This is a genomic window from Streptomyces sp. NPDC001920 (assembly GCF_053594495.1).
In genome coordinates this window covers 516461-538452 of record NZ_JBSFEP010000001.1, presented here as the reverse complement: position 1 = coordinate 538452, position 21992 = coordinate 516461, and the positions used below count along the sequence as shown (strand labels likewise).

The 21992-nt window shown below is 71.1% G+C and carries 17 protein-coding genes and 2 pseudogenes; 6 read left to right on the top strand and 13 right to left on the bottom strand.

What is annotated here, in order from left to right:
- Positions 1 to 117 precede the first annotated feature (117 nt).
- The 4 genes from ACWCPI_RS02200 (at position 118) to ACWCPI_RS02185 (ending at position 5996) form a co-directional block, all read left to right on the top strand.
- Complete coding sequence (locus ACWCPI_RS02200; protein WP_019755082.1) at positions 118 to 876, top strand: NUDIX hydrolase; 759 nt, start codon at positions 118 to 120, stop codon at positions 874 to 876.
- A 174-nt stretch (positions 877 to 1050) separates the two neighbouring features.
- The gene (locus ACWCPI_RS02195; protein WP_451036279.1) at positions 1051 to 2985 is read left to right on the top strand and encodes an ABC transporter ATP-binding protein; all 1935 of its coding nucleotides are present in this window, start codon (positions 1051 to 1053) and stop codon (positions 2983 to 2985) included.
- 162 nt (positions 2986 to 3147) lie between these two features.
- Positions 3148 to 4035: a FadR/GntR family transcriptional regulator gene (locus tag ACWCPI_RS02190; protein WP_451036278.1), complete on the top strand. Its 888-nt coding sequence runs from the start codon at positions 3148 to 3150 to the stop codon at positions 4033 to 4035.
- A gap of 428 nt (positions 4036 to 4463) precedes the next feature.
- A complete protein-coding gene (locus ACWCPI_RS02185) occupies positions 4464 to 5996 on the top strand; it encodes an RNA polymerase sigma factor (protein WP_451036277.1) in 1533 nt (510 codons plus the stop codon).
- Between the two features lie 520 nt (positions 5997 to 6516).
- Here the strand turns inward: ACWCPI_RS02185 and ACWCPI_RS02180 are convergent.
- The 6 genes and pseudogenes from ACWCPI_RS02180 to ACWCPI_RS02155 all read right to left on the bottom strand — a co-directional run.
- Positions 6517 to 6660, bottom strand: a pseudogene (locus ACWCPI_RS02180) (type II toxin-antitoxin system PemK/MazF family toxin); the annotation flags it as partial.
- 454 nt (positions 6661 to 7114) lie between these two features.
- Positions 7115 to 7723 carry a hypothetical protein gene (locus tag ACWCPI_RS02175; protein ID WP_451036276.1) on the bottom strand — a complete coding sequence of 203 codons (609 nt, stop codon included), beginning with the start codon at positions 7721 to 7723 and terminating at the stop codon, positions 7115 to 7117.
- On the bottom strand, positions 7720 to 9612 hold the full coding sequence (locus ACWCPI_RS02170; RefSeq protein ID WP_451036275.1) for an alpha/beta fold hydrolase: 1893 nt from the start codon (positions 9610 to 9612) through the stop codon (positions 7720 to 7722). The genes ACWCPI_RS02175 and ACWCPI_RS02170 overlap by 4 nt, the downstream gene beginning before the upstream one ends.
- Positions 9613 to 9691: 79 nt before the next feature.
- Entirely contained in the window at positions 9692 to 9868 is a 177-nt protein-coding gene (locus ACWCPI_RS02165) for a hypothetical protein (RefSeq protein WP_451036274.1), read from the bottom strand.
- Between the two features lie 224 nt (positions 9869 to 10092).
- A complete protein-coding gene (locus tag ACWCPI_RS02160) occupies positions 10093 to 10773 on the bottom strand; it encodes a hypothetical protein (RefSeq protein ID WP_451036273.1) in 681 nt (226 codons plus the stop codon).
- Between the two features lie 214 nt (positions 10774 to 10987).
- Positions 10988 to 11287 (bottom strand): annotated as a pseudogene (locus tag ACWCPI_RS02155) (Glu/Leu/Phe/Val dehydrogenase dimerization domain-containing protein); the annotation flags it as partial.
- 485 nt (positions 11288 to 11772) lie between these two features.
- On the opposite strand from ACWCPI_RS02155, the gene ACWCPI_RS02150 reads away from it, so the two are divergent.
- Positions 11773 to 12549 carry a LuxR C-terminal-related transcriptional regulator gene (locus tag ACWCPI_RS02150; protein ID WP_451036272.1) on the top strand — a complete coding sequence of 259 codons (777 nt, stop codon included), beginning with the start codon at positions 11773 to 11775 and terminating at the stop codon, positions 12547 to 12549.
- A 7-nt stretch (positions 12550 to 12556) separates the two neighbouring features.
- Here the strand turns inward: ACWCPI_RS02150 and ACWCPI_RS02145 are convergent, their stop codons facing one another.
- The 7 genes from ACWCPI_RS02145 to ACWCPI_RS02115 form a co-directional block, all read right to left on the bottom strand.
- Positions 12557 to 14026, bottom strand: a complete 1470-nt coding sequence (locus tag ACWCPI_RS02145) for a phytoene desaturase family protein (RefSeq protein ID WP_451036271.1) — start codon at positions 14024 to 14026, stop codon at positions 12557 to 12559.
- A complete protein-coding gene (locus ACWCPI_RS02140; RefSeq protein ID WP_451036270.1) occupies positions 14023 to 15810 on the bottom strand; it encodes an ABC transporter ATP-binding protein in 1788 nt (595 codons plus the stop codon). The genes ACWCPI_RS02145 and ACWCPI_RS02140 overlap by 4 nt, the downstream gene beginning before the upstream one ends.
- Positions 15807 to 16571 carry a class I SAM-dependent methyltransferase gene (locus tag ACWCPI_RS02135; RefSeq protein ID WP_451036269.1) on the bottom strand — a complete coding sequence of 255 codons (765 nt, stop codon included), beginning with the start codon at positions 16569 to 16571 and terminating at the stop codon, positions 15807 to 15809. The genes ACWCPI_RS02140 and ACWCPI_RS02135 overlap by 4 nt, the downstream gene beginning before the upstream one ends.
- Before the next feature lie 14 nt (positions 16572 to 16585).
- Positions 16586 to 17179 (bottom strand): hypothetical protein, encoded by a 594-nt coding sequence (locus tag ACWCPI_RS02130; protein WP_451036268.1) that lies wholly within the window; start codon positions 17177 to 17179, stop codon positions 16586 to 16588.
- Positions 17176 to 19050, bottom strand: coding sequence for an alpha/beta fold hydrolase (locus ACWCPI_RS02125; RefSeq protein ID WP_451036267.1), 1875 nt, complete (start codon positions 19048 to 19050; stop codon positions 17176 to 17178). The genes ACWCPI_RS02130 and ACWCPI_RS02125 overlap by 4 nt, the downstream gene beginning before the upstream one ends.
- A 264-nt stretch (positions 19051 to 19314) precedes the next feature.
- On the bottom strand, positions 19315 to 19485 hold the full coding sequence (locus tag ACWCPI_RS02120) for a hypothetical protein (RefSeq protein WP_451036266.1): 171 nt from the start codon (positions 19483 to 19485) through the stop codon (positions 19315 to 19317).
- A gap of 115 nt (positions 19486 to 19600) precedes the next feature.
- Positions 19601 to 20554 (bottom strand): acyl-ACP desaturase, encoded by a 954-nt coding sequence (locus tag ACWCPI_RS02115; RefSeq protein WP_451036265.1) that lies wholly within the window; start codon positions 20552 to 20554, stop codon positions 19601 to 19603.
- A 240-nt stretch (positions 20555 to 20794) separates the two neighbouring features.
- Here ACWCPI_RS02115 and ACWCPI_RS02110 point away from each other — a divergent pair, with 240 nt between their 5' ends.
- Positions 20795 to 21442, top strand: a complete 648-nt coding sequence (locus ACWCPI_RS02110) for a flavoprotein (protein ID WP_451036264.1) — start codon at positions 20795 to 20797, stop codon at positions 21440 to 21442.
- The last annotated feature ends 550 nt before the right edge of the window (positions 21443 to 21992 follow it).

The following is a 21992-nucleotide window of genomic DNA, read 5'->3' as shown; positions in this document are numbered from 1 at the left end:
CCACACAGCGCAACACCGGACGAGAGGGCGGGGCCCATACCGGACGGAAATGGATCAGCCGCCGCCGAGGCCAGTGAAGGGAGTGTTTATCGTCAAGCAGACGACTATGATCGCGGCATGCCCTACGACCCGTCAGCCTTTCCGCCCTTTGCCGTCACCGTGGACTTGGTCGTGCTGACCGTGCGCCGCCATGCTCTGTGCGCGTTGGCGGTACGCAGGGGCGAGCCGCCGTTCCAGGGGCGCTGGGCACTGCCCGGCGGGTTCGTGAGGGCTGACGAGGATCTGGCGCAGGCGGCGGCGCGAGAGTTGGCCGAGGAGACCGGGCTGCGCGCCCACGACCCTTCCGTCCCCGTGCAGGACAACGGCGCCCACCTGGAGCAGCTGGCGACCTACGGTGACCCCAAGCGGGACCCGCGGATGCGTGTGGTCAGCGTCGCCCACCTCGCGCTCGCCCCCGACCTGCCCGCTCCCCGGGCGGGAGGCGACGCCAGCAATGCCCGCTGGGCGCCCGTGGACGAGTTGTTGCAGCAGGGCGGTTACGGCCGCGACGGCGAACCGGTCGCGCCGCTCGCCTTCGACCACGCCCAGATCCTGGCCGACGGGGTGGAGCGAGCCCGCTCCAAGATCGAGTACTCGTCGCTGGCCACTGCGTTCTGCCCCACCGAGTTCACCGTCGGGGAGCTGCGCCGGGTCTACGAAGCGGTGTGGGGCGTGGCCCTTGACCCCCGCAACTTCCACCGTAAGGTGACCGGCACGCCGGGCTTCCTCGTCCCCACCGGCGGTACGACCACGCGCCAGGGCGGCCGCCCCGCCCAGCTCTTCCGGGCCGGCGGAGCGACGCTGCTCAACCCCCCGATGCTGCGCCCCGAGGTCTGACGCCGCAGCCCAGAACCACGCCGGGCCGGATGGAAGAGTGCCGATCCGGGCCCGCTAAGGGCGTGGCCGGGGGCGAACCGGGCCGGACAGGGATCCGGCCGGACAGACCTGCCGTCCGGGCAGCGGGCCTTGCGCTGCCCGGAAAAACGGACATAACGCGCTATCTTGCTGAGGGTGATCCAGGCCATCGGGTTGACCAGCGACCCTCGCAAGGAGCTTCCTCCCGCCGTCGACGACGTCTCCTTCGAGGCGCGCGCGGGGCATGTCACCGCGCTGCTCGGGGCGTCGGGTGCGGGTAAGTCGACGGCGCTCAGACTCATGCTCGAACTTCAACGCGGCCGTGGGATCACCTACTTCAGGGGTCGCCCCTTGCACCGCATCGCCCATCCGTCGCGTGAGGTCGGCGTACTGCTGAGGGACGTCCCAGGCCACCCGGCCCGCACGGTCCGCGGCCATCTGCGCATGCTGTGCGCCGCCGCGGGCGTTCCGGCACGCCGCGCCGACGAAGTCCTGGAGGTGGTCGGCCTCGTCAGTCTGCGTGACGAACGCCTCGGGACCCTCTCGCGCGGCATGGACCGCCGGCTGGGCCTGGCCTGCGCGCTGCTGGCAGACCCGCACACCCTCGTCCTCGACGCCCCCGCGGACGGGCTCTCGACACGTGAGAGCCATTGGTTGTACGGCATGCTGCGGGCGCACGCGACCCAGGGCGGCACGGTCCTGCTGACCACGACCGACCCCAAGGAGGCCGCACGCACCGCCGACCGGGTCGTCACGCTGGAACGGGGCAGACTCGTCGCCGACCAGGAGGCCGCCGACTTCGCCCGGACCCGGCTGCGCCCCCGTGTCGCCGTCCGCACCCCGCATGCCTCCCGCCTCGCCGCTCTGCTCAGCAAGGAGGCACGCGCCGCGCGGCGCAGTGTCGAGGTGGTGCGCGAGGGCGGCAACCGGCTCTCCGTGTACGGCAGTACCTGCGCCGCCGTCGGGGAGATCGCGTTTCGACACGGAGTGCTCGTGCATCAACTGGCGGACGAGATCGGGGACATGGGGCCGAGCCGCCCGGCGGACGCCCCGACGGTGGCCGGGGCCGACGATCTCACGGCCACAGCGACGGACACGGCCACGGCCACGGTCAAGGCCGAGCCGATCCCCGTGAAGGCCGAGCCGATCACCGCCAAGGCCGAGTCGATCCCGGACGAGGCGGCGACCGGCGCGGAGACAGACACGGCTGGACCCTGCGCAACAGGCACCGCGACAAAGACCCAGACCTCCGGCTCAGGCTCGTCGGCCTCCTCCGCCGACCGCCTTCCCGATCTCCCGCCTCCCATCTCCGTCCGCCCCGCCCCCAGCCCCCTGCGCCCTCTGCGCTACGAAATCCGTCGCGCCGCCGGTGTCGGTACGGGCTTTCTCACCTGTGCCGCCGTGCTCGTGGTGTCCGCCGTCACCGCCGTACTGCTGGCCCGGGTCGGACACACTCCGCGGCCGCGCCTGTACGTGGCGTGGCCGCAGGAGCTGCCGCTGCCGCCCGCGGCGCTCGGGGCGGGGCTGCTCGGTGCGATCGCGTTCGGCGACGAATTCCGCCACCCCGCCCTGGCCGCGGATCGCGGCACCGTCCCCCGCCGCCTGGGGCTGCTCGCCGCCAAGCTGCTCGTCACCTCCGTCACCGCGATGGTGCTGGCCGTCCTCACCGTGGGCTGCGACATCGAGATGCTCTACCTCGTCTACGGACGGGAGCTCGCGGAGGTTCCCGCGGACTGGCTCTCGCTGAGCGCCAGTTGGATCGGGCTCATGGTCGGCTGCGCGTGGGCCGGCGTGCTGGCGGCGGGCCTCTTCCGCTCGACCACGGCCGGGCTCGCCGCGGTGGTCTCCGTGCCCGTCCTCCTCGTACCCCTGGTGCAGAAGATCATGGAAGGGCCGTCCGTGCGGACGGCGGCGGGGTTTCCGCTGCGGGTGCGCGAGGTGCTGCTCTCGCAGTGGCCCTTCGGGGGCGAGCGCTACCTGGCCGCCGTCGCACGCGTGATCGCCCAACCCGTCGGTGGCGCGCTGACGTTGTCGCTGGCCGCCCTGCTCAGCGCCTATCTGCTCACGACCCTGCGAAGCAGGACCCGATGACCACCGTCCCCGCCCCTGCTGATTCCGTCCTGCGCACAACTCCCCGGGAAAGCCCATTTCTTTCCGATAAGGCGTCAATTGCGACGGGGTGAGCGATCACCCTTTCGTGTGCTTTTCACCAAAGACCTCAAGGGAGTTGGAGACGGCGCCGACAAAGGATCCGTGAGTACCCTTGCGCACACCATGATGACCGCCGCCCGCGCCACCGACTCCGGTCTTGCCGGCCCGGGCGATCTCGACCGCTACCCCTACGCCGAGGCCTCCGTCGCCGACCGCGTCGGAGCATCCGCCTGGGAGAGCGCGGACCCGGAGCTGGGCCGTGTCGGCCGGCGTGCCGCGGGCAGCCGCGGACGCGGGCTGCACGGCCAACTCGTTCAGCAGCTCGGCCAGATGATCGTTTCCGGCGACCTCGGTGCCGACCGTCCGCTCGTGCCCGAGGAGATCGGGCAGCGATTCGAGGTCTCCCGCACCGTCGTCCGCGAGTCGCTCCGGGTCCTGGAGGCCAAGGGCCTGGTCAGCGCCCGGCCGAACGTCGGCACGCGCGTGCGCCCCGTCAGCGACTGGAACCTCCTCGACCCTGACATCATCGAGTGGCGGGCCTTCGGGCCGCAGCGAGACGACCAGCGCCGGGAGCTGAGCGAGCTGCGCTGGACGATCGAGCCGCTGGCCGCCCGCCTCGCCGCCGGGCACGGGCGCGACGACGTCCAGCAGCGGCTCGGCGACATGGTCGAGATCATGGGTCACGCGATGGGGCAGGGTGACGTCCTCACCTTCTCCCGCGCCGACACCGAATTCCATTCGCTGCTCATTCAGGTGGCGGGCAACCGCATGCTGGAGCATCTGTCGGGAATCGTCTCGGCCGCCCTCCAGGTCTCCGGCGGCCCTGTCACGGGCTGCGACCGGCCGAACGAGACCTCGCTGGCGCTGCACGGCAGGATCGTCGACGCCCTCGCCACCGGCGACGGAGTGGCTGCCGAGACCGCCATGCGTCAGCTGCTCACGGTCCACCCCGAGGTCGAGCGCGTGGTGCCCGCACCCCGTGAGCACTGACCTCACCCCCGGGGTGCGCGACTGAAGGACGCCTCCCCCCTCCTGGGGTGTCGATCGGTCCGCGTACCCTCTCCCGTCGGACCCGCAGGATCCAGCACGGATCCTGCGGGTCCGACGGTGCGACGAGGCGGCGGATGGCCGTACAGTGCATGGGGTCAAACTGTGAATGACCGGTTATGTCTGCGTCTGACCGTTTTTGGTCGGTTACGGGATGTGACTCGGGCCACGCAGATTGGGCGTAACGCTCGGGGAAACAACGCGATGACCTAAGAGGTGACAGCCGAGGAAGGAATACGGACGCCGCTCAAGGCGCTGTGCATCTTCCCGGCCCCCGCCCGCGCCGTCGGCCCATCCCCAGGTCGGTGGTCGGCTCCTGTCCGCCGTGGACGGGGCCGGAAGCCGTTTTCCAACGTTCCGAGAGGTTGTTCGTGTCGGCCAGCACATCCCGTACGCTCCCGCCGGAGATTGCCGAGTCCGTCTCTGTCATGGCTCTGATCGAGCGGGGAAAGGCTGAGGGGCAGATCGCCGGCGACGATGTGCGTCGGGCCTTCGAAGCCGACCAGATTCCGGCCACTCAGTGGAAGAACGTACTGCGCAGCCTCAACCAGATCCTCGAGGAAGAGGGTGTGACGCTGATGGTCAGTGCCGCGGAACCCAAGCGCACACGAAAGAGCGTCGCAGCGAAGAGTCCGGCCAAGCGCACCGCCACCAAGACGGTCGCGGCCAAGACGGTGACCACCAAGAAGGCCACCGCCGCCGCCACCCCTGCGGCGCCCGCCGCCGAAACCGTCGCCGAGGACGAGGCCCCGGCCAAGAAGGCCGCCGCCAAGAAGACGACCACCAAGAAGGCGGCCGCGAAGAAGACGACGGCCGCGAAGAAGACGGCGGCCAAGAAGACCACCGCCAAGAAGGACGACGTCGAGCTGATCGAGGACGAGGTCCTCGAGGACGCCAAGCCCGGCGAGGAGCCCGAGGGCACCGAGAGTGCCGGCTTCGTGCTCTCCGACGAGGACGAGGACGACGCGCCTGCCCAGCAGGTCGCGGCCGCCGGTGCCACCGCCGACCCGGTCAAGGACTACCTCAAGCAGATCGGCAAGGTCCCCCTGCTCAACGCCGAGCAGGAGGTCGAGCTCGCCAAGCGCATCGAGGCCGGCCTGTTCGCCGAGGACAAGCTGTCCAACGCCGACAAGCTCGCCCCGAAGCTCAAGCGCGAGCTGGAGATCATCGCCGAGGACGGCCGCCGCGCCAAGAACCACCTCCTGGAGGCCAACCTCCGTCTGGTGGTCTCCCTGGCCAAGCGCTACACCGGCCGCGGCATGCTCTTCCTGGACCTCATCCAGGAGGGCAACCTCGGTCTGATCCGCGCGGTCGAGAAGTTCGACTACACCAAGGGCTACAAGTTCTCCACGTACGCCACCTGGTGGATCCGCCAGGCGATCACCCGCGCGATGGCCGACCAGGCCCGCACCATCCGTATCCCGGTGCACATGGTCGAGGTCATCAACAAGCTCGCGCGCGTGCAGCGCCAGATGCTCCAGGACCTGGGTCGCGAGCCCACCCCGGAGGAGCTGGCCAAGGAGCTCGACATGACCCCGGAGAAGGTCATCGAGGTCCAGAAGTACGGCCGCGAGCCCATCTCGCTGCACACCCCGCTGGGTGAGGACGGCGACAGCGAGTTCGGTGACCTCATCGAGGACTCCGAGGCCGTCGTCCCGGCCGACGCGGTCAGCTTCACGCTCCTCCAGGAGCAGCTGCACTCGGTCCTCGACACCCTGTCCGAGCGCGAGGCGGGCGTCGTGTCGATGCGCTTCGGTCTCACCGACGGTCAGCCGAAGACCCTCGACGAGATCGGCAAGGTGTACGGCGTCACGCGTGAGCGCATCCGCCAGATCGAGTCCAAGACGATGTCGAAGCTGCGCCACCCGTCGCGGTCGCAGGTGCTGCGCGACTACCTGGACTGATTCAGATCCGCTCCGGCGCCCCTGACCTGCTGCTTTGCGGGTCGGGGGCGCTTTGGTGTGCCAGCACAGCGCTGCTGCTCCGGATGTCGGCCGCTGGGTCGATGTCCGTGCGCTGGAGGCAGATCCCCCGAGCCGGCATGAGCGGCACAGGTGGGTTCATCAGGCGGGCGAATGCGCGATGGGAACGTGTCACCTCCCGGCGTGCTGCGGTCGGCCTCGGGGTCGACGCGCCCCTCATGGGCTGGGGCGGGAGCCGGCAGCACAGCCCGACCGCCGTCAACCGACGCAAGGTGATAGTGATCGATCAACGCGCCGTTTCCAGAACATATCGCCGATCTGCTAGTCAACTGGACTGTCATCGTCGAAAGCGTTTAGCACTCCAGCCGTAGATCGTGATCTCGACGGTGAGGGGCGCCAAGGCCGCAGTCGGACAGCGTCGATCATCTGGCCGAGTCCGCCCACGCCGTCGCTTCCTTCTCCCTCTAGCCGAGTGCACCGAGACGGAGGGCGTCCCTCATCCGTCGTCTCCCGACAGCAGTACGACCAACCTCCGCTCGTCGAACTGGACCCACCAGACTTCGCCACGTTGCACATGTCCTTCAGAGACAGGACGGCAGACAGACGCTGCGCGGGCCTGACGCGCTGTGGAGACGGGTGCGGCCACCGTTGATTGTCGGTGTGTGAAGACTGAAGATCACGCGGTGGCCGCAGGTCACAGCGTGGATCCTACCCACTGGCAGGAGGGTGCACGACGACGAGGCGGTGCTCGTGGTCGACGAGACCGGCGACGTGAAGAAGGGCACCGACACTGTCGGTCTGTCCAGCGCCACCCTGGCGCACGTCGTGGCTGGTACGTCTGGCGACGTCGCCACCAGGCCCGATCCCAGACCAGCCACTACCGACGACAAGCCGTCGCATTGCGCAGGCAGCCCAGGACACGGGCTGAGTGCTGGCCCTACTGCTGCCCGGAAGGGCGCAGTGACAAGCGGCTCAGTTCCGGAGGTAGGGCCGGTGCCAGTGCCGCTCACTGAGCAGCCTGGTCCACTCGGCGGCGCGCCGCTCCCGCCGGTCGTCAGGAAGCTCGTCCAGGTTGGGGCGGAGTCCCTCGATGATCTCGGCTACCTCCTGCGGCTCACGCCGGGCGCCGACGGGGCGCTTGCCGGGTCGGGGCTCGTCTCCAGGTACGGGGAGACGAAGATGATCTCCGGTTCGTGTCCGGTGTCGAAGCCGGTGGCCTGGGTGAGCGCGAACTGGAATCCCTTGACCTCGGGTGTCCCGTCGGCGCGGATCCACCTGCGCAGGTAGGCCACGAGCACCTGGTAGGCGGGCGCCTTGCTCAGCTGTGTGAAGCCCTGGTCCAGTACGGGCAGCAGTTCGCTGCAGAGGTCGAACACCGCCTTCTCGGGGCGGCGGCCGGGGAACCAGACGATCTGGTGCAGCTTCCGTCCCTCGATGACGTCCACCGACTTCCACGACGACGTCCGGCCCTGCAGGTCCAGCGTCCGGTAGAGGAGGTGGAAGTCGTGCACCGCGGGGGTCGGTGCGAAGAAGCGCCAGTTCGGGAGCAGCGAGAACCTGTCCCGGAGGATGACGCGGCTGAAGGCGGAGTTGGGGTGCTGTACGGCGAGGGTTCCGACCAGCGCCGCGGCGCCGACCGTCCGCGCGACACCACCAGGGGTGGCGAACGCGGTCCGGGCCAGGGACCTGAGCGTACGAAGCTGTTTCATCGCCGGGACTCCTTCTGCGCGTCCGTGCCGGCGTGGTGGGGCGACGGGGCCGTGCCGTCGAGGAAATCGACCACGTGGCGGCCGGCCTCGGTGGCGAACCTGCCGTGCGTCAGCATCGAGTCGTGGGTCGCCCCCTCCAGGACGACGGTCCGGGCGTGGCGGCCCTCACCGCTGTGCGCCCCGGCCAGCTCGTGGTGCATCAGCAACTGCTGCGGATCCCGGTCCACCGTCTGCTGGGCGGAGATCACCAGGGCGTGCACCGGCGTGGGTCCGACGGGACCGGTGAAGCCCCGGAAGTCCTCCTCCACAGCACGCCACTCGCGTCGGCCCGCCTCCCACAGACGGCTGTCGGCGTACTGGTCGAAGACCCGTCGCCGGTACCTCGGCGGCAGGTCCTGGAGCCACTGCGGGCGCGACAGGAGCACACCGAGTCCGCAGCGCAGCGACCAGATCATCAGGGACAGTGAGGCACCGAAGCTGCGGGCCGTCGCGCTCTGCTGGGCCGAGCGGTTCAGCTGGTCCGGGTGGGAGGGGTCCAGGTAGACGATGCCGTGCAGTTGATCGCCGAGCTGGACGGCGGCACGCCGGGCGAGTTCTCCGCCGAGCGAATGACCGACGAGGACGACCTTGCGGTGCGGGGGCACCGCGCTTCGCACGAGGTCGACGAGATCATCGACCGACTCGCTCAGCCGGAAGGGGGTCGTGGCGCCGCGTCTGCTTCCGGCGTACCCGGCGCGGGCGTAGGTGACGGCCTCGCAGCCGGCCTCCGCGACGATCTTCTCCACGAGCCATGCGAAGTGCTCCGGCGTCGAGGCCATGCCCGCGGCGAAGACCAGGACGGGGCGCTCCTGGTTTGCTTCGCCCCCCACGGACTCGTACTGCAGCCGGTTGCCGTGACGCGTCGTCACATGGCGGGAGGAGCCGGACCCGGCGACCACGCGCAGGCGCCGATGCACACCGACGGCGACGGCCCCCGCGGTCGCTCCCGCCAACAGCAGGGCGTTGGCGAGCATCGCGCGGTCGTCGCGGCCGGCGACGGCCGGGTGGTCCTTCGGAGCCGAGGTGTAGGCGACCGCAGGGTGCATCGACAGGAACGAGGTGACGAAGCGGCCCAGGCCCATGACGAAGCCGTTGGTGACGTGGAACGCGGCCGCGCCGCCGATCACCGGCCGGGCGAGCCTGCCGCCCGCCAGGTAGGCCAGCGGGAACAGGCACTCCAGCGCGAGCACGCCGTGGGTGAGGGCCTTCGAGGCGCGCGGGTACCTACGGGTGAGCCGGTAGGACGGCTCGTGTCCGTACGTCCTGGTCCGCAGGATCCCGGGCAGGGCCGAGCCGTCCCGCCAGGACTCGCCCACGAGCTTGAGCCACCCCGCGACCACGTACGACAGGTTCGACTGGGCCGCGAGATACCAGAGCAGGGCGTCCTGGGTCTGCGGGGATCGGGAGGTCCGGGCCAGGCCGGTGCACAGCTGGGTGAGGATCGCCACCTGGTCGGAGCCGTCCGTGCCGTGCCGGTGCCGGGGGTACAGCGCGACCGAACTCAGGCCGAGGAAGAGGTTGCCCGCGCCGCGCCAGCGGCTGTTGCCGGGGTGCAGCAGGAGACCCGCGCTGACCGCGGTGCGCGCCAGGTGCAGGGCGGTCGTCGTGCGAGGCGAGGCGATCAGGTCCAGCAGCCGACGGGTGATCGGCGAGGACTCGGCGTGCACCTGCCGTATGACTTTCCAGTCGTTGAGCCCGCCCTCGGACATTTCTTCGCGCTGCGCCAGGTATTCGACCGACGACGTGAGGGTGGTGGCCGCGGCGAGCCGTTCGGAGATGCTGATGGCGCGGTCACGCGACACCGGGATCGGCCCGAGAAGCAGTGAGCCGAGTCTTTTTACGAGTTTCACGGAATTCTCCCCGGCCCGTCGGACCGGAAGCCTTTTCCGCTTCCGGCCCGACGGATTGTTCATGAGCGGACGCCGCCTGCTAGCCGATGTGGTTCCTGGTGACGGTGTACGCGGCGACGGTGGCCAGGACGGTCCGCGCGACGATGGCCGGGGTGGCCAGGACCGGCAGCATCTCGGTGCGGACGGCACCGTCGGCGTCGACGATGTCGCCCTGGAGGTCGGGGTGGTTGTTCATGTACTCGGCTATGTCCTGCATGGGCTCGTGGATCCTTTCTCGCACTGTGTCGTGTCCTTTGGGTGCGGTGCCGGGATCTTCATCCGTGGGGCCGCGCCCGGGAATTGTCGTCCGGCTCTCCGGAGAAAGCCGAAGGCGCAGACGAGGACGCGGCAACGCTATCCGTTTCATGATTGCGGCGTCAGTGCTGCGGAGAAAGATCGTAAAGAGGTGTGAGTGGGTCTGGTTCTAAAGTTGACCCGGAATTACCCGTCGAGCGGATCGGCCGGTTCCAGAGCCCGCAGGGCGGTGTCACGCTCCTCGGCGAGGGCCGTGGCGGCCTGGCGTGCGGTGAGGCCGGTGGTACGCACGACCGCGAACACCTCGTGCGCGAGCCGGTGCATCGTCGACTCGATCTTGGCCAGGGCCTGACCGGGGTCGGCGGACACGTCACCGAACAGCGTCCACCACCACCAGCTGTTCGCCGCCGAGTTGGCCAGGAAGTCCGGCACGACCGTCACTCCGCGCGCGGTGAGGGCGGCCTCCGCCTCGGGCACCACGGACACGTTGGCGGCCTCCACGAGGTAGCGGCAGGTGAGGCTGCCGTGGTTGGAGGCATGCACGGCGTACGACGTCGCGGCGGTGACCAGGATGTCGCTGGGAACCTCGGTCCAGTGAGCGAGCGGCAGGGTGGAGGAGCCGGCGGGCAGCGCCGTACGGGGAACGACACCGTCCGGGGTGCGGACGGCCAGCAGCCGCTCGACGTCCAGCCCCCGGTCGTCGTGTACGATGCCGAGCCGGTCGACCACCGCGTTGACCTTGACCCCGGCACGCGCGAGGTGGCGTGCGGCGGCGCCTCCCATGGATCCGAAGCCGTGGACGGTCGCCGTCTGGCGGCCCGGGTCCGCGCCGTACTCGGCGAGCGTGGCGAGGGTCGCCTGGGCCACGCCGTACCCACCGAGACGTGTCGCCGAGCCCGAGGCCGTCCACCTGAGCGGCGAAGGCGTCCTCGACCCTGCGCAGAGCGATCTCCGGGCCGTCCGGTACGAGGGGCAGGACGGCCTGCACACAGGAGCGCAGACCGACCGCCGTCACGGCCTTGTCGATCTGCGACTGCCGGGTCCCCAGGTCCTCTCCGGTGGCCCAGTGACTCTCCACCAACGGGCGTACCGCCCGCAGGTACCGGTGCAGCACTCCCTCGGCGGCCGGATCGGCGGGGTCGAAGTCGATCCCGCCCTTCGCGCCGCCGAACGGACGGTAGCGGTCGTCCGGGTGGTAGACGAGAGCCTCCTTGAGGCTCATGGTGGCCGCGAGATCGCTCACCTCGGCAAGGGTGCACCCCGGGCGCATCCGCAGCCCGCCACTGGCACGGCCGCGTCGAAGGCGGTCGATGACGAGCCAGCCCCGCGCACCCGTGACCGCGTCCGACCACTGGACGGTCAGATGGTGGGCACGTGTCATGCCAACTCCCTTGCGCATCGTGTGCCGGCGCAGCCGCAGCCGGTCCGAGGTTCTCCAGCCGTCGCACGGACATCGGCAGACGACGGGCGTGGCGCAGGCACGGGCGGCCGCGGCCGACGGGGCGATCACAGGCCGACGGAGGAGTGCGGACCGAAACGCACGCGTCCGGGTGAGCGCCCTCTCTCACCGGCGCGCGCCCCTTGACCTCCTGGCTTCCACCGGCTCCGGTCGAAGTGCCGGAGCGCGGTCCGGACGTACGTGCTCCCACGGTCTTCGCCGACCTCAGCCTCTCGGCACGGGACGGCCGCCGGCATCCCTCCGACCAGTGAACTTTCCTAATTCTTTGGATTACCCGGGGGCTCATCCTCAGGGTGGATCACGCGGGCACCGGGGCGTGTTGGGATGAACATCGCACAGTGCGGAACGGCCGCGGCGAGTGACCATCGCCTCCAGGCTCGAACCTACATCTGACAGGTCAACGGGGTATGACAATCCAAGTGCTGGTCGCGTGCACCGGAGGTCTCGCGCGAGCCGGAATCGTGCGGATACTCGACAGCGCGGCGGACCTCTCGGTGATCGGCCAGGCCGCTCATGCCGCACAGGCGGCCCGACTGAGCCGACAGCTCGCACCGCAGGTCGTCGTCATGGAGGGCACGAGCGCGGAGCTCGAACAGCCCGCCGTGGTCCGGTCGATCACCGAACCCGCCTCGACGGACGTACTCCTGCTGACGCCCGCCGACGCCGACAGTGCCACCCTGTGGCGTGCCCTCTCCGCCGGCGTCGTGGGCCTTCTCCCGATGGACGCGGCGGCCGACCAACTCCTGCACGCCGTCCGGCTGATCGCCCAGGGCGGCGGCTTCCTCGACTCGACCGTGGTCCGGCCACTGGTCCGGGCCGCGGCTCGGCACACCCCCACCCAGGCGGACTCCCTCGGCGAGGAGTTCACCGGGGTGCTGACGCCTCGGGAACAACAGGTCCTCGTGTGCGTCGGGCAAGGGATGTCGAACCTGGACATCGCCAAGAAACTGCTGGTCTCCGAGAACACCGTCAAGACCCACGTGAGCCGCATGCTCACCAAACTCGGCCTGCGCAGCCGCGTCGAGGCCGCGCTCACCATCCGCAGCACCTGGTCGGCTCAGGTGCCCGCCTTCCGCGCCCGGCCCGACCTGGAGCTCCAGGCATCCGCCCCGGCCCGCCGCTCGCCGGAACCCCTCCGGCGCGGTCGCCGCGCCGCTCACCGCCCCTGCCCCGGATCCCACTGAGGTCCGCTCACCGGCCCGCGGGCGGCACAGGAGCCAGCGAGGGCCGTCGGCGCACACCGTGGATACGGCGCAGGGCGGACAGGGCTGCCAGGTGGCCGCTCATCCCGTGCACCCCGGGCCCCGGTGGTGTGGAGGCGGAGCAGAGGTACACACCGTGCAGAGGCGTGCGGTAGGGGTCGAGCCGGGCCGTGGGACGCAGCAGGCTCTGCCGTACGGTCATGGCTCCCGCGCCGATGTCCCCGCCGACGTAGTTCGGGTTGTAGGCCTCGAACTGCCGGCCGGTGACCGCTCGACGCGCGATCACGGTGTCGCCGAACCCCGGGGCGAAACGCTCGATCCGCCGTGTGACCAGCGCGGTCGGGTCCCGGTCGTCGCCGTGGGGCACGTGCGCGTACGCCCACACCGGGTACTTCCCGGGCCGGGCACGGCCAGGGTCGGTGGCCGCGGGTTCCACGACGAGGACGAACGGACGATCGGTGGGGGTGCCGCGCGCGGTGAGCGTCTCCTGGCGGTACATCTCGGCGCGAGTGCCCCCGAGATGGACGGTGCCGGCCCGGCCGACCTCCGGGTCCCGCCACGGAACGGGCCGCGAGACCAGGAAGTCCACCTTGGCCGCCGCCGGTCCGTACCGGAACGACCGGAGCCTTCGGACATGGCCGGGCGGCAGCCGGTCGCCGGCGATGCGCAGGAACTCCTTCGGGCTCGTGTCCACCAGCACCAAGGGCACGGCGCCCAGGTCCCGCAGGTCGTCGACGCGTGTGCCGGTGTGCAGGACGCCGCCGTGCGCCCGGACGTCGGCCGCGAGGGCGCGGGCTATCGACGCGCTGCCACCGCGGGGGAGGGGCCAGCCCGAGCTGTGGGCCAGATGACCGAGCAGCATCGCGACGCCCGCCGAGGAGGGACTGGGCAGGGGGCCGACGGCGTGCGCGGCCACCCCGGTGAGCAGGGCCGCCGCCCGCTCGGTGGTGAACCCGTCCGGGACGAACCGGGTCGCGTGCGCGAGGACCCGGGTGAGCAGTCTGGCCGCGGCGACCGGATCGCCCGGCAGCGCGCGGCCCCCCGCCAGGACCAGGTCGACGACGGCGGTTCCGCGCTCCACCAGCGGTGCCATCAGCCGGTGCCAGCGCTTGCCGTCGGGGCCGAGACCCGCGCAGGTGCGTGCCAGGTCGCGGTGGGCGATCCCGGGCGGACCGTCCGGCAGGGGATGGGCGTAGGAGATGTCCGGCTGGAGCAGTTCGACGTCACGAGCGGCGAGGTCGAACTCGCGGAAGAACCGCGAGGCGAGGGCCATCGGGTGGACGGCGGAGCAGATGTCGTGCACGACGTCCGAGTCGAAGAGCGGGCGCGTGCGCAGACCGCCGCCGATCTCGTCGGCCGCCTCGTACATCTCCACCCGCAGCCCGGCACGGGCCAGCGTCACCGCGGCGGCCAGCCCGTTGGGACCCGTGCCCACGATCGCGGCGTCCACGGCGCTCACCGGACCGCCTCCGCGACGGCAGCCCCGGCGCCGGCGGCCGGGCCGTCACCGCCGACGGCGAGCCGTGTCCCGGCCAGACGGCGGTACAGCGGGTCGTCGGCCATGAGTGCGCCGTGCACGCCGACCGCCCGGACCCGGCCACCCTCCAGCAGAACGATCTGGTCGGCGTCGGTCACACTCGACAGGCGGTGGGAGATCGTGACGACCGCGCAGTGCCGGGCGAGTTCGGCGACGGCCCGGCGCAGCGACTCCTCCGTCTCCCCGTCGAGGTGGGCGGAGGCCTCGTCCAGCAGGACGACCGAGGGCTGCTGCAGCAGCGTCCGGGCGATGGCGAGCCGCTGACGCTGCCCCCCGGACAGTCCGGTGCCGCGGTCGCCGAGTTCGGTGTCGAGCCCCTCGGGCAGCCGCGCGACGAGCTCGGTGAGCCCGGCCCGGTCCAGGGCCAGGGCGATCGCGTCGTCGTCGGCGTCGGGTGCGGCGTAGCGCAGGTTCTCGCGGATGGTGCCGCTGAGCAGAGCATGCTCCTGCTCCACGTATCCGACCGTGCCGCGCAGGGTGTCCAGGGGCAGGGTGGACACGTCCGCGCCGCCGACGCGCACCGTGCCGGCGTCGGGCTGGTGGAAGCGCTCGATCAACTGGAAGACGGTGGTCTTCCCCGCGCCCGACGGGCCCACCAGCGCGGTCAGTCCGCGTGCGGGCACCGAGAACGACACCTCGTGCAGAACGGGTTCGGCGCCGTAGCCGAAGGTGACGCCATGGAACTCGACCGCGGGAACCTCCGAGTCGGCGGGCGGCGCGGGTGTGCTGCCCCGGCCCGTCGGATCCGGGTGGCTCCCGTGCCGCGGATCCTCCTCCTGCTCGATCTCCGCCAGTTCCGTGAGCCGGTCGACGGCCGCCCGCCCCTGCTGGAACTGCCCGATGGCCATGAACAGGGTGACCAGCGGGGAGATCAGGTAGAAGAGGTACATCATGAACGCGGTGAGGTCGGCCGTGGACAGGTGGCCGGCGGCGACCCGTGTCATGCCCCAGCCGATCACGGCGGTCAGGGCCACCTGGGTACCGACGTTCATGGCAGGGGTGAGCAGCGCGGAGTACGCGCTGACCCGTACGCCGGACCGGTGTGCGTCACGGGCCAGGCCGGCGATGCGCTCGGTCTCCCGTTCCTCGGCGCGTGACGCCTTCACTGTGGTCAGGGCGCCGAGCGCCCGCTGCAGTGCGGAGCCGAACCGTGAGGTGTCCTCCCGGTTGTCGGTCGCGGCGACCCGGACCCGGCGGGCCAGCAGCAGTGAGACGGCGGCCGCCGCACCGAGGCACAGCAGGGTCAGCAGCAGCAGGGGAAGGTCGATCCACCCCATCAGCACGATGCCGCCCACGACCATGAAGGCGTTGGTGGTGATCTGGGACAGCGACTGGGTGATCGCGATCCTGGCGAGGGCGGTGTCCGCCACCATGCGGGTGAAGACGTCGCCGGGGTCGAAGCGCCGGTAGTCGGACAGGGTCGCCCGCAGCAGCCGTGCCGTCAGCGTGCGGCGTATCACGAGGACCGTGTTCTCGCCCGCCCGGCCCACCAGGTACGCCTCCAGCGCGGCCAGGGCGGCGTCGGCGCAGAACAGGGCGGCGACCAGGGCGATCACCGGGGCGAGGGGCCTGCCTCCGCCCGCGGCGTCGATCAGGTCGCTGATGACCAGCGGCTGCGCCAGCGAGGCGGCGGTCCCGAGCAGGCCGACGGCGACCCCGAGAGCCAGCAGGCGCCCGTGCCGTCGGGCGAGGGCCCACCCGCTCATGCCGGGCGCTCGTAGACGTTGACGAACAGGGCGCCGCCCCCGTCCCAGGGTGTCCCCAGCCAGTCCGACCACCGATCGGCCGGGCGGAGCCCGGCGGCCGTCGCGTACGCGTCGACCTCGTCCGGAGTCGTCAGCCGGCTCGCCTCGGTGCCCACCCGGGTGGTGCCGTCCTTCTCGTGCCAGATGTGGGAGACGTGCCACAGGCCGGCGTCGGGGAGCAGAGTCGAGTAGGTCTGCAGACCGGTGCCCGGCTCCGGGTACGGAACGAAGTAGCTGATGTTGCGCTGCCCTTCGTGCAGTTCGGCGACGGCGGCCGGGTTGTGCGTCTCGATCACCAGCCGGCCGCCCGGGGCCAGCCGGGCGGCGGCGTGCCCGACCGCGGCCCGCTGTTCCTCCGCGGTCAGCAGCATCGAGAGGGTCGCGCAGACGCAGTACACCAGCCCGTACGTGTCGTCACCGGTCGGCCTGCGGATGTCGCCGACGACACCCGTCACCGCGGCGCCGGCTTGGTCGGCCTCCCGGGCCAGGACGGCGAGCATCTCGGGGGAGGAGTCCACGCCGGTCACCGGCCCGGCGAGTCCTGCCAGCGGGATGGCGATCCGGCCCGTGCCGACGCCGAGTTCGAGACAGGCCGCGCCGGGCTCCGGGTGCAGCTCGGCCAGGCGCTGTGCCGTCAGCCGGGCCGACTCGTCGCGCGGGAAGATCCGGTCGTACCAGCCGCTGAACTGCCGGCCGTAGCCGATGTCGTCGATGGTGCTCAAGGCGTGCTTCCCTCTCAGGCGTGCGCGGCGGGGGCCTTGGGGCGCACGCGCGGGGGTGTGGGGCTGGGATCCATGGGGGTGAACGGTGAGACGAAGATCGTCTCCGGCTCCGTCTCGGCGAATCCGGCGGCGCGGGCCAGGCCGAACTGGAAGCCCTGGACGCTGCCCGGGGCGTTCTCGGCGCGGATCCGCTCCCGCAGGTGGGCGACGAGCACGGCGTAGCCGGTGGTCTCGGTCATCGCGTCGATGCCCGCGTTCATGGGCCCGAGCAGTTCGGAGCAGATGTCGAAGACGGCCTTCTCCGGCCGCCGCCCGGGGAACCAGAAGATCTGGTGCATCCTGCGGCCCTCGATCACGTCGACCGTGCGCCACTCGGACGTCGTACCGGAGGTGTCCTGGGTGCGGTAGAAGAAGTGGTAGTCGTACGTCGCCGGATTGGGCGCGAAGAAGCGCCAGTTGGGCAGGAGGGAGAACCTGTCCCTGGCCTCCAGGCGGTTGAAGGCCGAGTTGGGGTGCTGGATCGCCACGGTTCCGAGCAGCAGCGCGGTCCCGGCGATACGAGCGGCCGCACCCGGGCCGCGGAAAGCGTCCACGAGGATCCTCTTCACGCGGTCTGCTCCTTCCTCTCCCCGCTCCTCGCGGGTTCGGCCGTGCGCGTCACGAAGTCCAGGAGGAGACGGCCGACCTCCACGCCGTACCGGCCGTCGGTCAGCAGGGAGTCGTGGTCGGCCCCTTCCAGCACGACGGTTTCGACCGTGCGCCCGGCACCGCGGTGCGCGTCGGCGATCTCGTGATGCATGAGCAGATGCTCGGGATCCTTGTCGACGGTCCGCTGCGCCGAGACCACCAGGGCGTGGCCGGTCACGGCTGCCAGTTCGCCCGTGTGGGCCCGGAACTCGCTTTCCACGGCCTTCCATTCGCGGTGTCCGGCCACCCACATCCGGGCGTCCGCGTACTGGTCGAAGACCCGCTTGCGGAACATGGCGGGGAGGGCCTCCAGCCACTCGGGCCTGGACAGCAGCACACCCGCGCCGCACCGCAGGGACCACACCATGAGGGAGAGGGAGGCACCCAGCGGCTTCGCCGACACGCTCTGCTGCTGCGAGCGGTTGAGCTCACCCGGGTGAGAGGAGTCCAGGTAGACCACCGCCCGGACCCGCTCGCCGAGCCGGGCGGCGGCGCGCCGCGCCAGTTCGCCGCCCAGGGAGTGGCCGACCAGCACCACCTCACGGTCGGCCGGGACGGCGGCGCCGACCAGGTCGACCAGATCGTCCACCGCTTCGGCGAGTCGGTAGGGGGCCTTGCCCCGGTACCGGCTGCCCGCGTACCCGGCGCGGGCGTAGGTCAGGAACCCGAACCTGCCGTCGTGACGGATGGTTTCGGTGATCCAGCCGAAGTGCTCGGAGGTCGAGAGCATGCCGGTGGCGAACACCAGGACCGGCTGGTCCGGCTTCCCGGGGTTCATCTCGTACTGGAGTTCGTTGCCGTGCCGGGTGGTCGCGCGAAGGGAACGCGGCCAGCCCTCGACCGCCCGCAGCCGCCGGTGCACGGCGACGGCTCCGGCCGCGGACACGGCCGAGGCGAACACCACGGCCGCGGTCTTCAGGACCCGGTCGTCGCGGCCGGCGATCGACAGATGGTCCTTCGGCGCCGACGTGTAGGCGATCGCCGGGTGCATCGCGACGAACGCGCTGACGAAGCGGCCGAGCCCCATGACGAAGCCGTTCGCCAGGTGGAAGCCGGCCGCCGCGCCGATCACCGGTTTCGCGAGTCGGCCTCCGGCGAGGTAGGCGACCGGGAAGAGGCACTCCAGGGCGAGCACCCCGTGGGTGAGGTACTTCGCCGCTCGGGGGTACTTCTGCGTGAGCGCGTACGTCGGGCCGTGCCCGTACGTACGGGTGCGCATGATGCCGCCCAGGGCGGTGCCGTCCCGCCAGGACGTGCCGAGCAGCTTGGCCCAGCCGGCGACGACGTAGGAGAGGTTCCCCTGCAGGGCGACGTACCACAGCAGGGCGTCCTGTGTGGCCGGGGAGCGGGACAGCCGGGCGGCGCCCACGGCGGTCTGCACCAGCGTCGAGACCTGGTCCGAGCCGTCGGTGCCGTAGCGGTGCCGGGGGTACAGGGCCAGGGCCGTGGCGCCGAGGAAGAGACCGCCCGCGCCGCGGAGCCGGCTGTCGCCCGGCAGCAGCAGGCCGGCGCTCACCGCCACCCTGGCCATGTGCAGGGCGGTGGTGGTCCGTTCGCCGCTGACGAGGTCCAGCAGCTTCCGGGTGACGGGGGACGAGCCGGCGTGGGCCCGGCGGGCGACGGACCAGTCGTTGAATCCTCCCTCGCGGATCTGCCTGCGCTGGGAGAGGTACTCCAGGGAGGAGGTGAGGGCCGTCGCGGCGGCCAGCCGTTCCGAGGTGCCCAGTGCGCGGCCCCGGGACACGGGTATCGGCCCGAGGAACGCCGAGGCGATCTTTCTGGCAATGCTCACAGGGTGGCCTCCGGTACCACGAGCGGTGAAAAGGGGGAGACGAGGGGCCCGCACGGGTTGCCCCGCCGGGCCGGACCACCGGTCCGGCCCGGCGGGGATCACCCGCGGTGGAGGCCGCGGGCGATGTCAGTCGAGCGCCTGGGCCCCCGGGGAGCGGTGCGCACACCGGCCCCGGCCGCCACGGCGACCCGCCCGGTGACCGACGGCTCGGCGAGCAGCGGGTCGACGGGGCGGCCCGTCAAGGTCGTTCGTCGAGTGACGGGATCAGCGCCGTGCCGTGTAGACGAGGGCCGAGGCCACGGCGATACGGGCGGCCATGATGAGGGTGGGAGTGGCGAGCACCGGCTCCTGGCGGCTGAAGACCACGCCCTCCTCGTCGTCGATGGCCACGCTGCGGAGCTCGGCCTGCTGGTTCAGTCGGGTGGCTACGTCCACGGATATCTCCTCGGAGTCGAATGCGGATATGTGTGAGAACGGCGTGCAGTACGTCGCCGTGCGCACGGTGAACGCGTGACATAGGGATCTCGCATTCACGTCTGAAAGTGCCGGCCTAGCGGCCCTGCTTTTCCCGGTCCGCCATTCGGGCCAGCACGGTGGCCCGCTTTTCGTCGAAGCGGATCGCCTGCGCGTCCACCGTCTCCAGATGGCGGCCAAGTTCGTCCTGGAATCGCCGGCCCTCGGCACCGAGTCCATGGCGGTCGAGCACGTTCAGATGGCGCAGGACCGGCTGAAGCACCTCGTCGTGGTGGATCCGGATGTTGTAGATGTCTCCCACGGCCATGCGCGCCGCGGCCCGGGTGAATCCCGGAATGCCGGCTCCCGGCATGGCGAAGGACGACACCACGTTGGTGATCGCTCGCATGGTCTCGTCCGGCGCGAGATCCAGCGCCGCCGCCAGGACGTTGCGGTAGAAGACCATGTGCAGGTTCTCGTCCATGGCGACCCGGGCGAGCATCCGCTCGCAGACCGGATCGCCCGACACCCGGCCGGTGTTGCGGTGCGAGATCCTGGTGGCCAGCTCCTGGAAGGCGACGTAGGCGACGTTCTCCAGCACTCCGACGTCGTTGCCGGGCGGGGCGGTGGACATGTGCGCCATGCGGGCCCGCTCCAGGTCGACCGGGTCGAGGGCGCGTGAGGTGAGCAGGTAGTCGCGGATCACCACCGAGTGCCTGGCCTCCTCGGCCGTCCACCGGTGCACCCAGCTGCCCCAGGCGCCGTCCTCTCCGAAGAGCGTCGCGAACTGGTGGTGGTACGTCGGAAGGTTGTCCTCGGTCAGCAGGTTCACCTTGAGGGCGACGGCGGCCAGTTCGCCGACCGGGGACTGTTCCGCAGACCATGGCTCGCCGCCGGGCAGGCTGTCGAAATCCCGGCCGCGACTCCATGGAACGTACTCGTGCGGAAACCATTCCCGGGTTGCCGAAAGGTGCCGGTTGAGCTCCTTCTCGACGACCTCCTCAAGCTCCCATAAGATTCGGGAATCCCCTGCGGAATCAACGGAATTCATTGGTGACCGGTCTCATTCCTGACATGTGCTGAACGGATTCATCTGGCCCGGTGCACTCGAACACTAGGCCGGTCGGCGCGCAACGGGCAAGCTGTCTCCCGGTCTTCGGCGATGAATCATAGAAAGGTTGGCGGCAGGTAGTTCCAAAGGTGACGCCGGAGTCATGCGTGCGAGGGATCCGGGGATTATCTGCCTTTCGATGGAATGGGGCTGAACAATCAGGGAGTCCCGAGGAGTGACATGGCCGCAGAACCGGAAAAGAGCCGCGCCGGCACCGTGAAGGCGGGTCCCCCCGTCATCGACCTGCCCCGCTCACGGCTCCTGCTCGTGGGCTGTGGAGCGTTCGGTGTCACGGCTCTGCCGAGCTGGGCGGTGCTGATGAGGATGTGGTACGGCTGGGACATCCGGGCCTGCCTCACGCATGCAGCGTCCCAGCTGGTGTCCTCGCAGGCCCTGGCCGCCGCCACGCAGGCTCCGGTCGAGGGCCCTGACTGGGACACCGCCCGTGGCGTGACACCGCACCAGGAACTGGCGGAGTGGGCCGACCTCGTGATCGTCGCCCCGGCCACGACCAACTTCGTCGCCAAGTGTGCGCTCGGCATGCCGGACAGCCTCGCCCTGAGCGCCGTACTGTCCACGCGGGCGCCCGTGGTGCTGGCGCCCAGCATCCCCGAGGGAGCCTTCGAGCGGCCGTCCGTGCAGCGCAACCTCAGCCGGCTGGCGGAGGACGGCTTCCATGTGGCCCCCATGCAGCCGGGCGTCTCCGTCCACAAGGCCAAGGTGGGGGTGGCCGCCGGTATGCCGGACATCAACACCACGCTGCGTTTCGCCGCCGCCGTCCTGCGGCCCGAGGCGGCGCACGGTGCGGACCCCTCCGTACCGGCCTAGGTGTGCTGTTCGGGCGGTCCGGTGCGATGTCCGCGGTGTCCGGCGCGTGCTCCGGGGTGCCCGGCCGAAGGCCCTCGCACCGGACGTACGCGGGGCTTCGGCCGGTGCGGCCAGAAGGCGCGCCGGGCGCCGCGGGTGCTGAGCGGGACTTCTCGAAACACCCCCTGGACCGGCGCACGGGCAGGGTGCGGCCCGGGTTCGAAGTCCGGGACGTCCGTGCCGCGTGCCGAGCGAGGTGGCCGCCGCGGCGCAGTGCCTTGCCGTGGAGTGCCGTGGGTATCGGTCCGGGGAGGCGCGAGGTCCCCACGCCGCCCGCAGGCGGTCGGTCCCGTGGCGTCGGCGTCGTGCGGGGCCGCGCCCCCGTCGAGCGGGTGGGGCGGCCGTGTTCCGGAGGTCGGCCGGCGTTCCGCAGGCGAGGCGGTGCGCCTCGGTGGGCGCGGTCTCCTCGAGGAGGTCGCGCCCGACGGCCGCGGTGGTGGCCGCCGTACGGACGCCTCGCCGGTGAACTCGTCGACAGCGGGCGTCAGTACCGCTCGGCGCACCTCGCGGC

What these genes read in the sequence shown, in the direction of transcription:
- ACWCPI_RS02150 (WP_451036272.1), top strand. Translation starts at nt 11,773, where the DNA reads ATGACAATCCAAGTGCTGGTCGCGTGCACCGGAGGTCTCGCGCGAGCC.
- ACWCPI_RS02175 (WP_451036276.1), bottom strand. Translation starts at nt 7,723, where the DNA reads ATGAAACAGCTTCGTACGCTCAGGTCCCTGGCCCGGACCGCGTTCGCC.
- ACWCPI_RS02165 (WP_451036274.1), bottom strand. Translation starts at nt 9,868, where the DNA reads ATGCAGGACATAGCCGAGTACATGAACAACCACCCCGACCTCCAGGGC.
- ACWCPI_RS02110 (WP_451036264.1), top strand. Translation starts at nt 20,795, where the DNA reads ATGGCCGCAGAACCGGAAAAGAGCCGCGCCGGCACCGTGAAGGCGGGT.
- ACWCPI_RS02115 (WP_451036265.1), bottom strand. Translation starts at nt 20,554, where the DNA reads ATGAATTCCGTTGATTCCGCAGGGGATTCCCGAATCTTATGGGAGCTT.
- ACWCPI_RS02200 (WP_019755082.1), top strand. Translation starts at nt 118, where the DNA reads ATGCCCTACGACCCGTCAGCCTTTCCGCCCTTTGCCGTCACCGTGGAC.
- ACWCPI_RS02140 (WP_451036270.1), bottom strand. Translation starts at nt 15,810, where the DNA reads ATGAGCGGGTGGGCCCTCGCCCGACGGCACGGGCGCCTGCTGGCTCTC.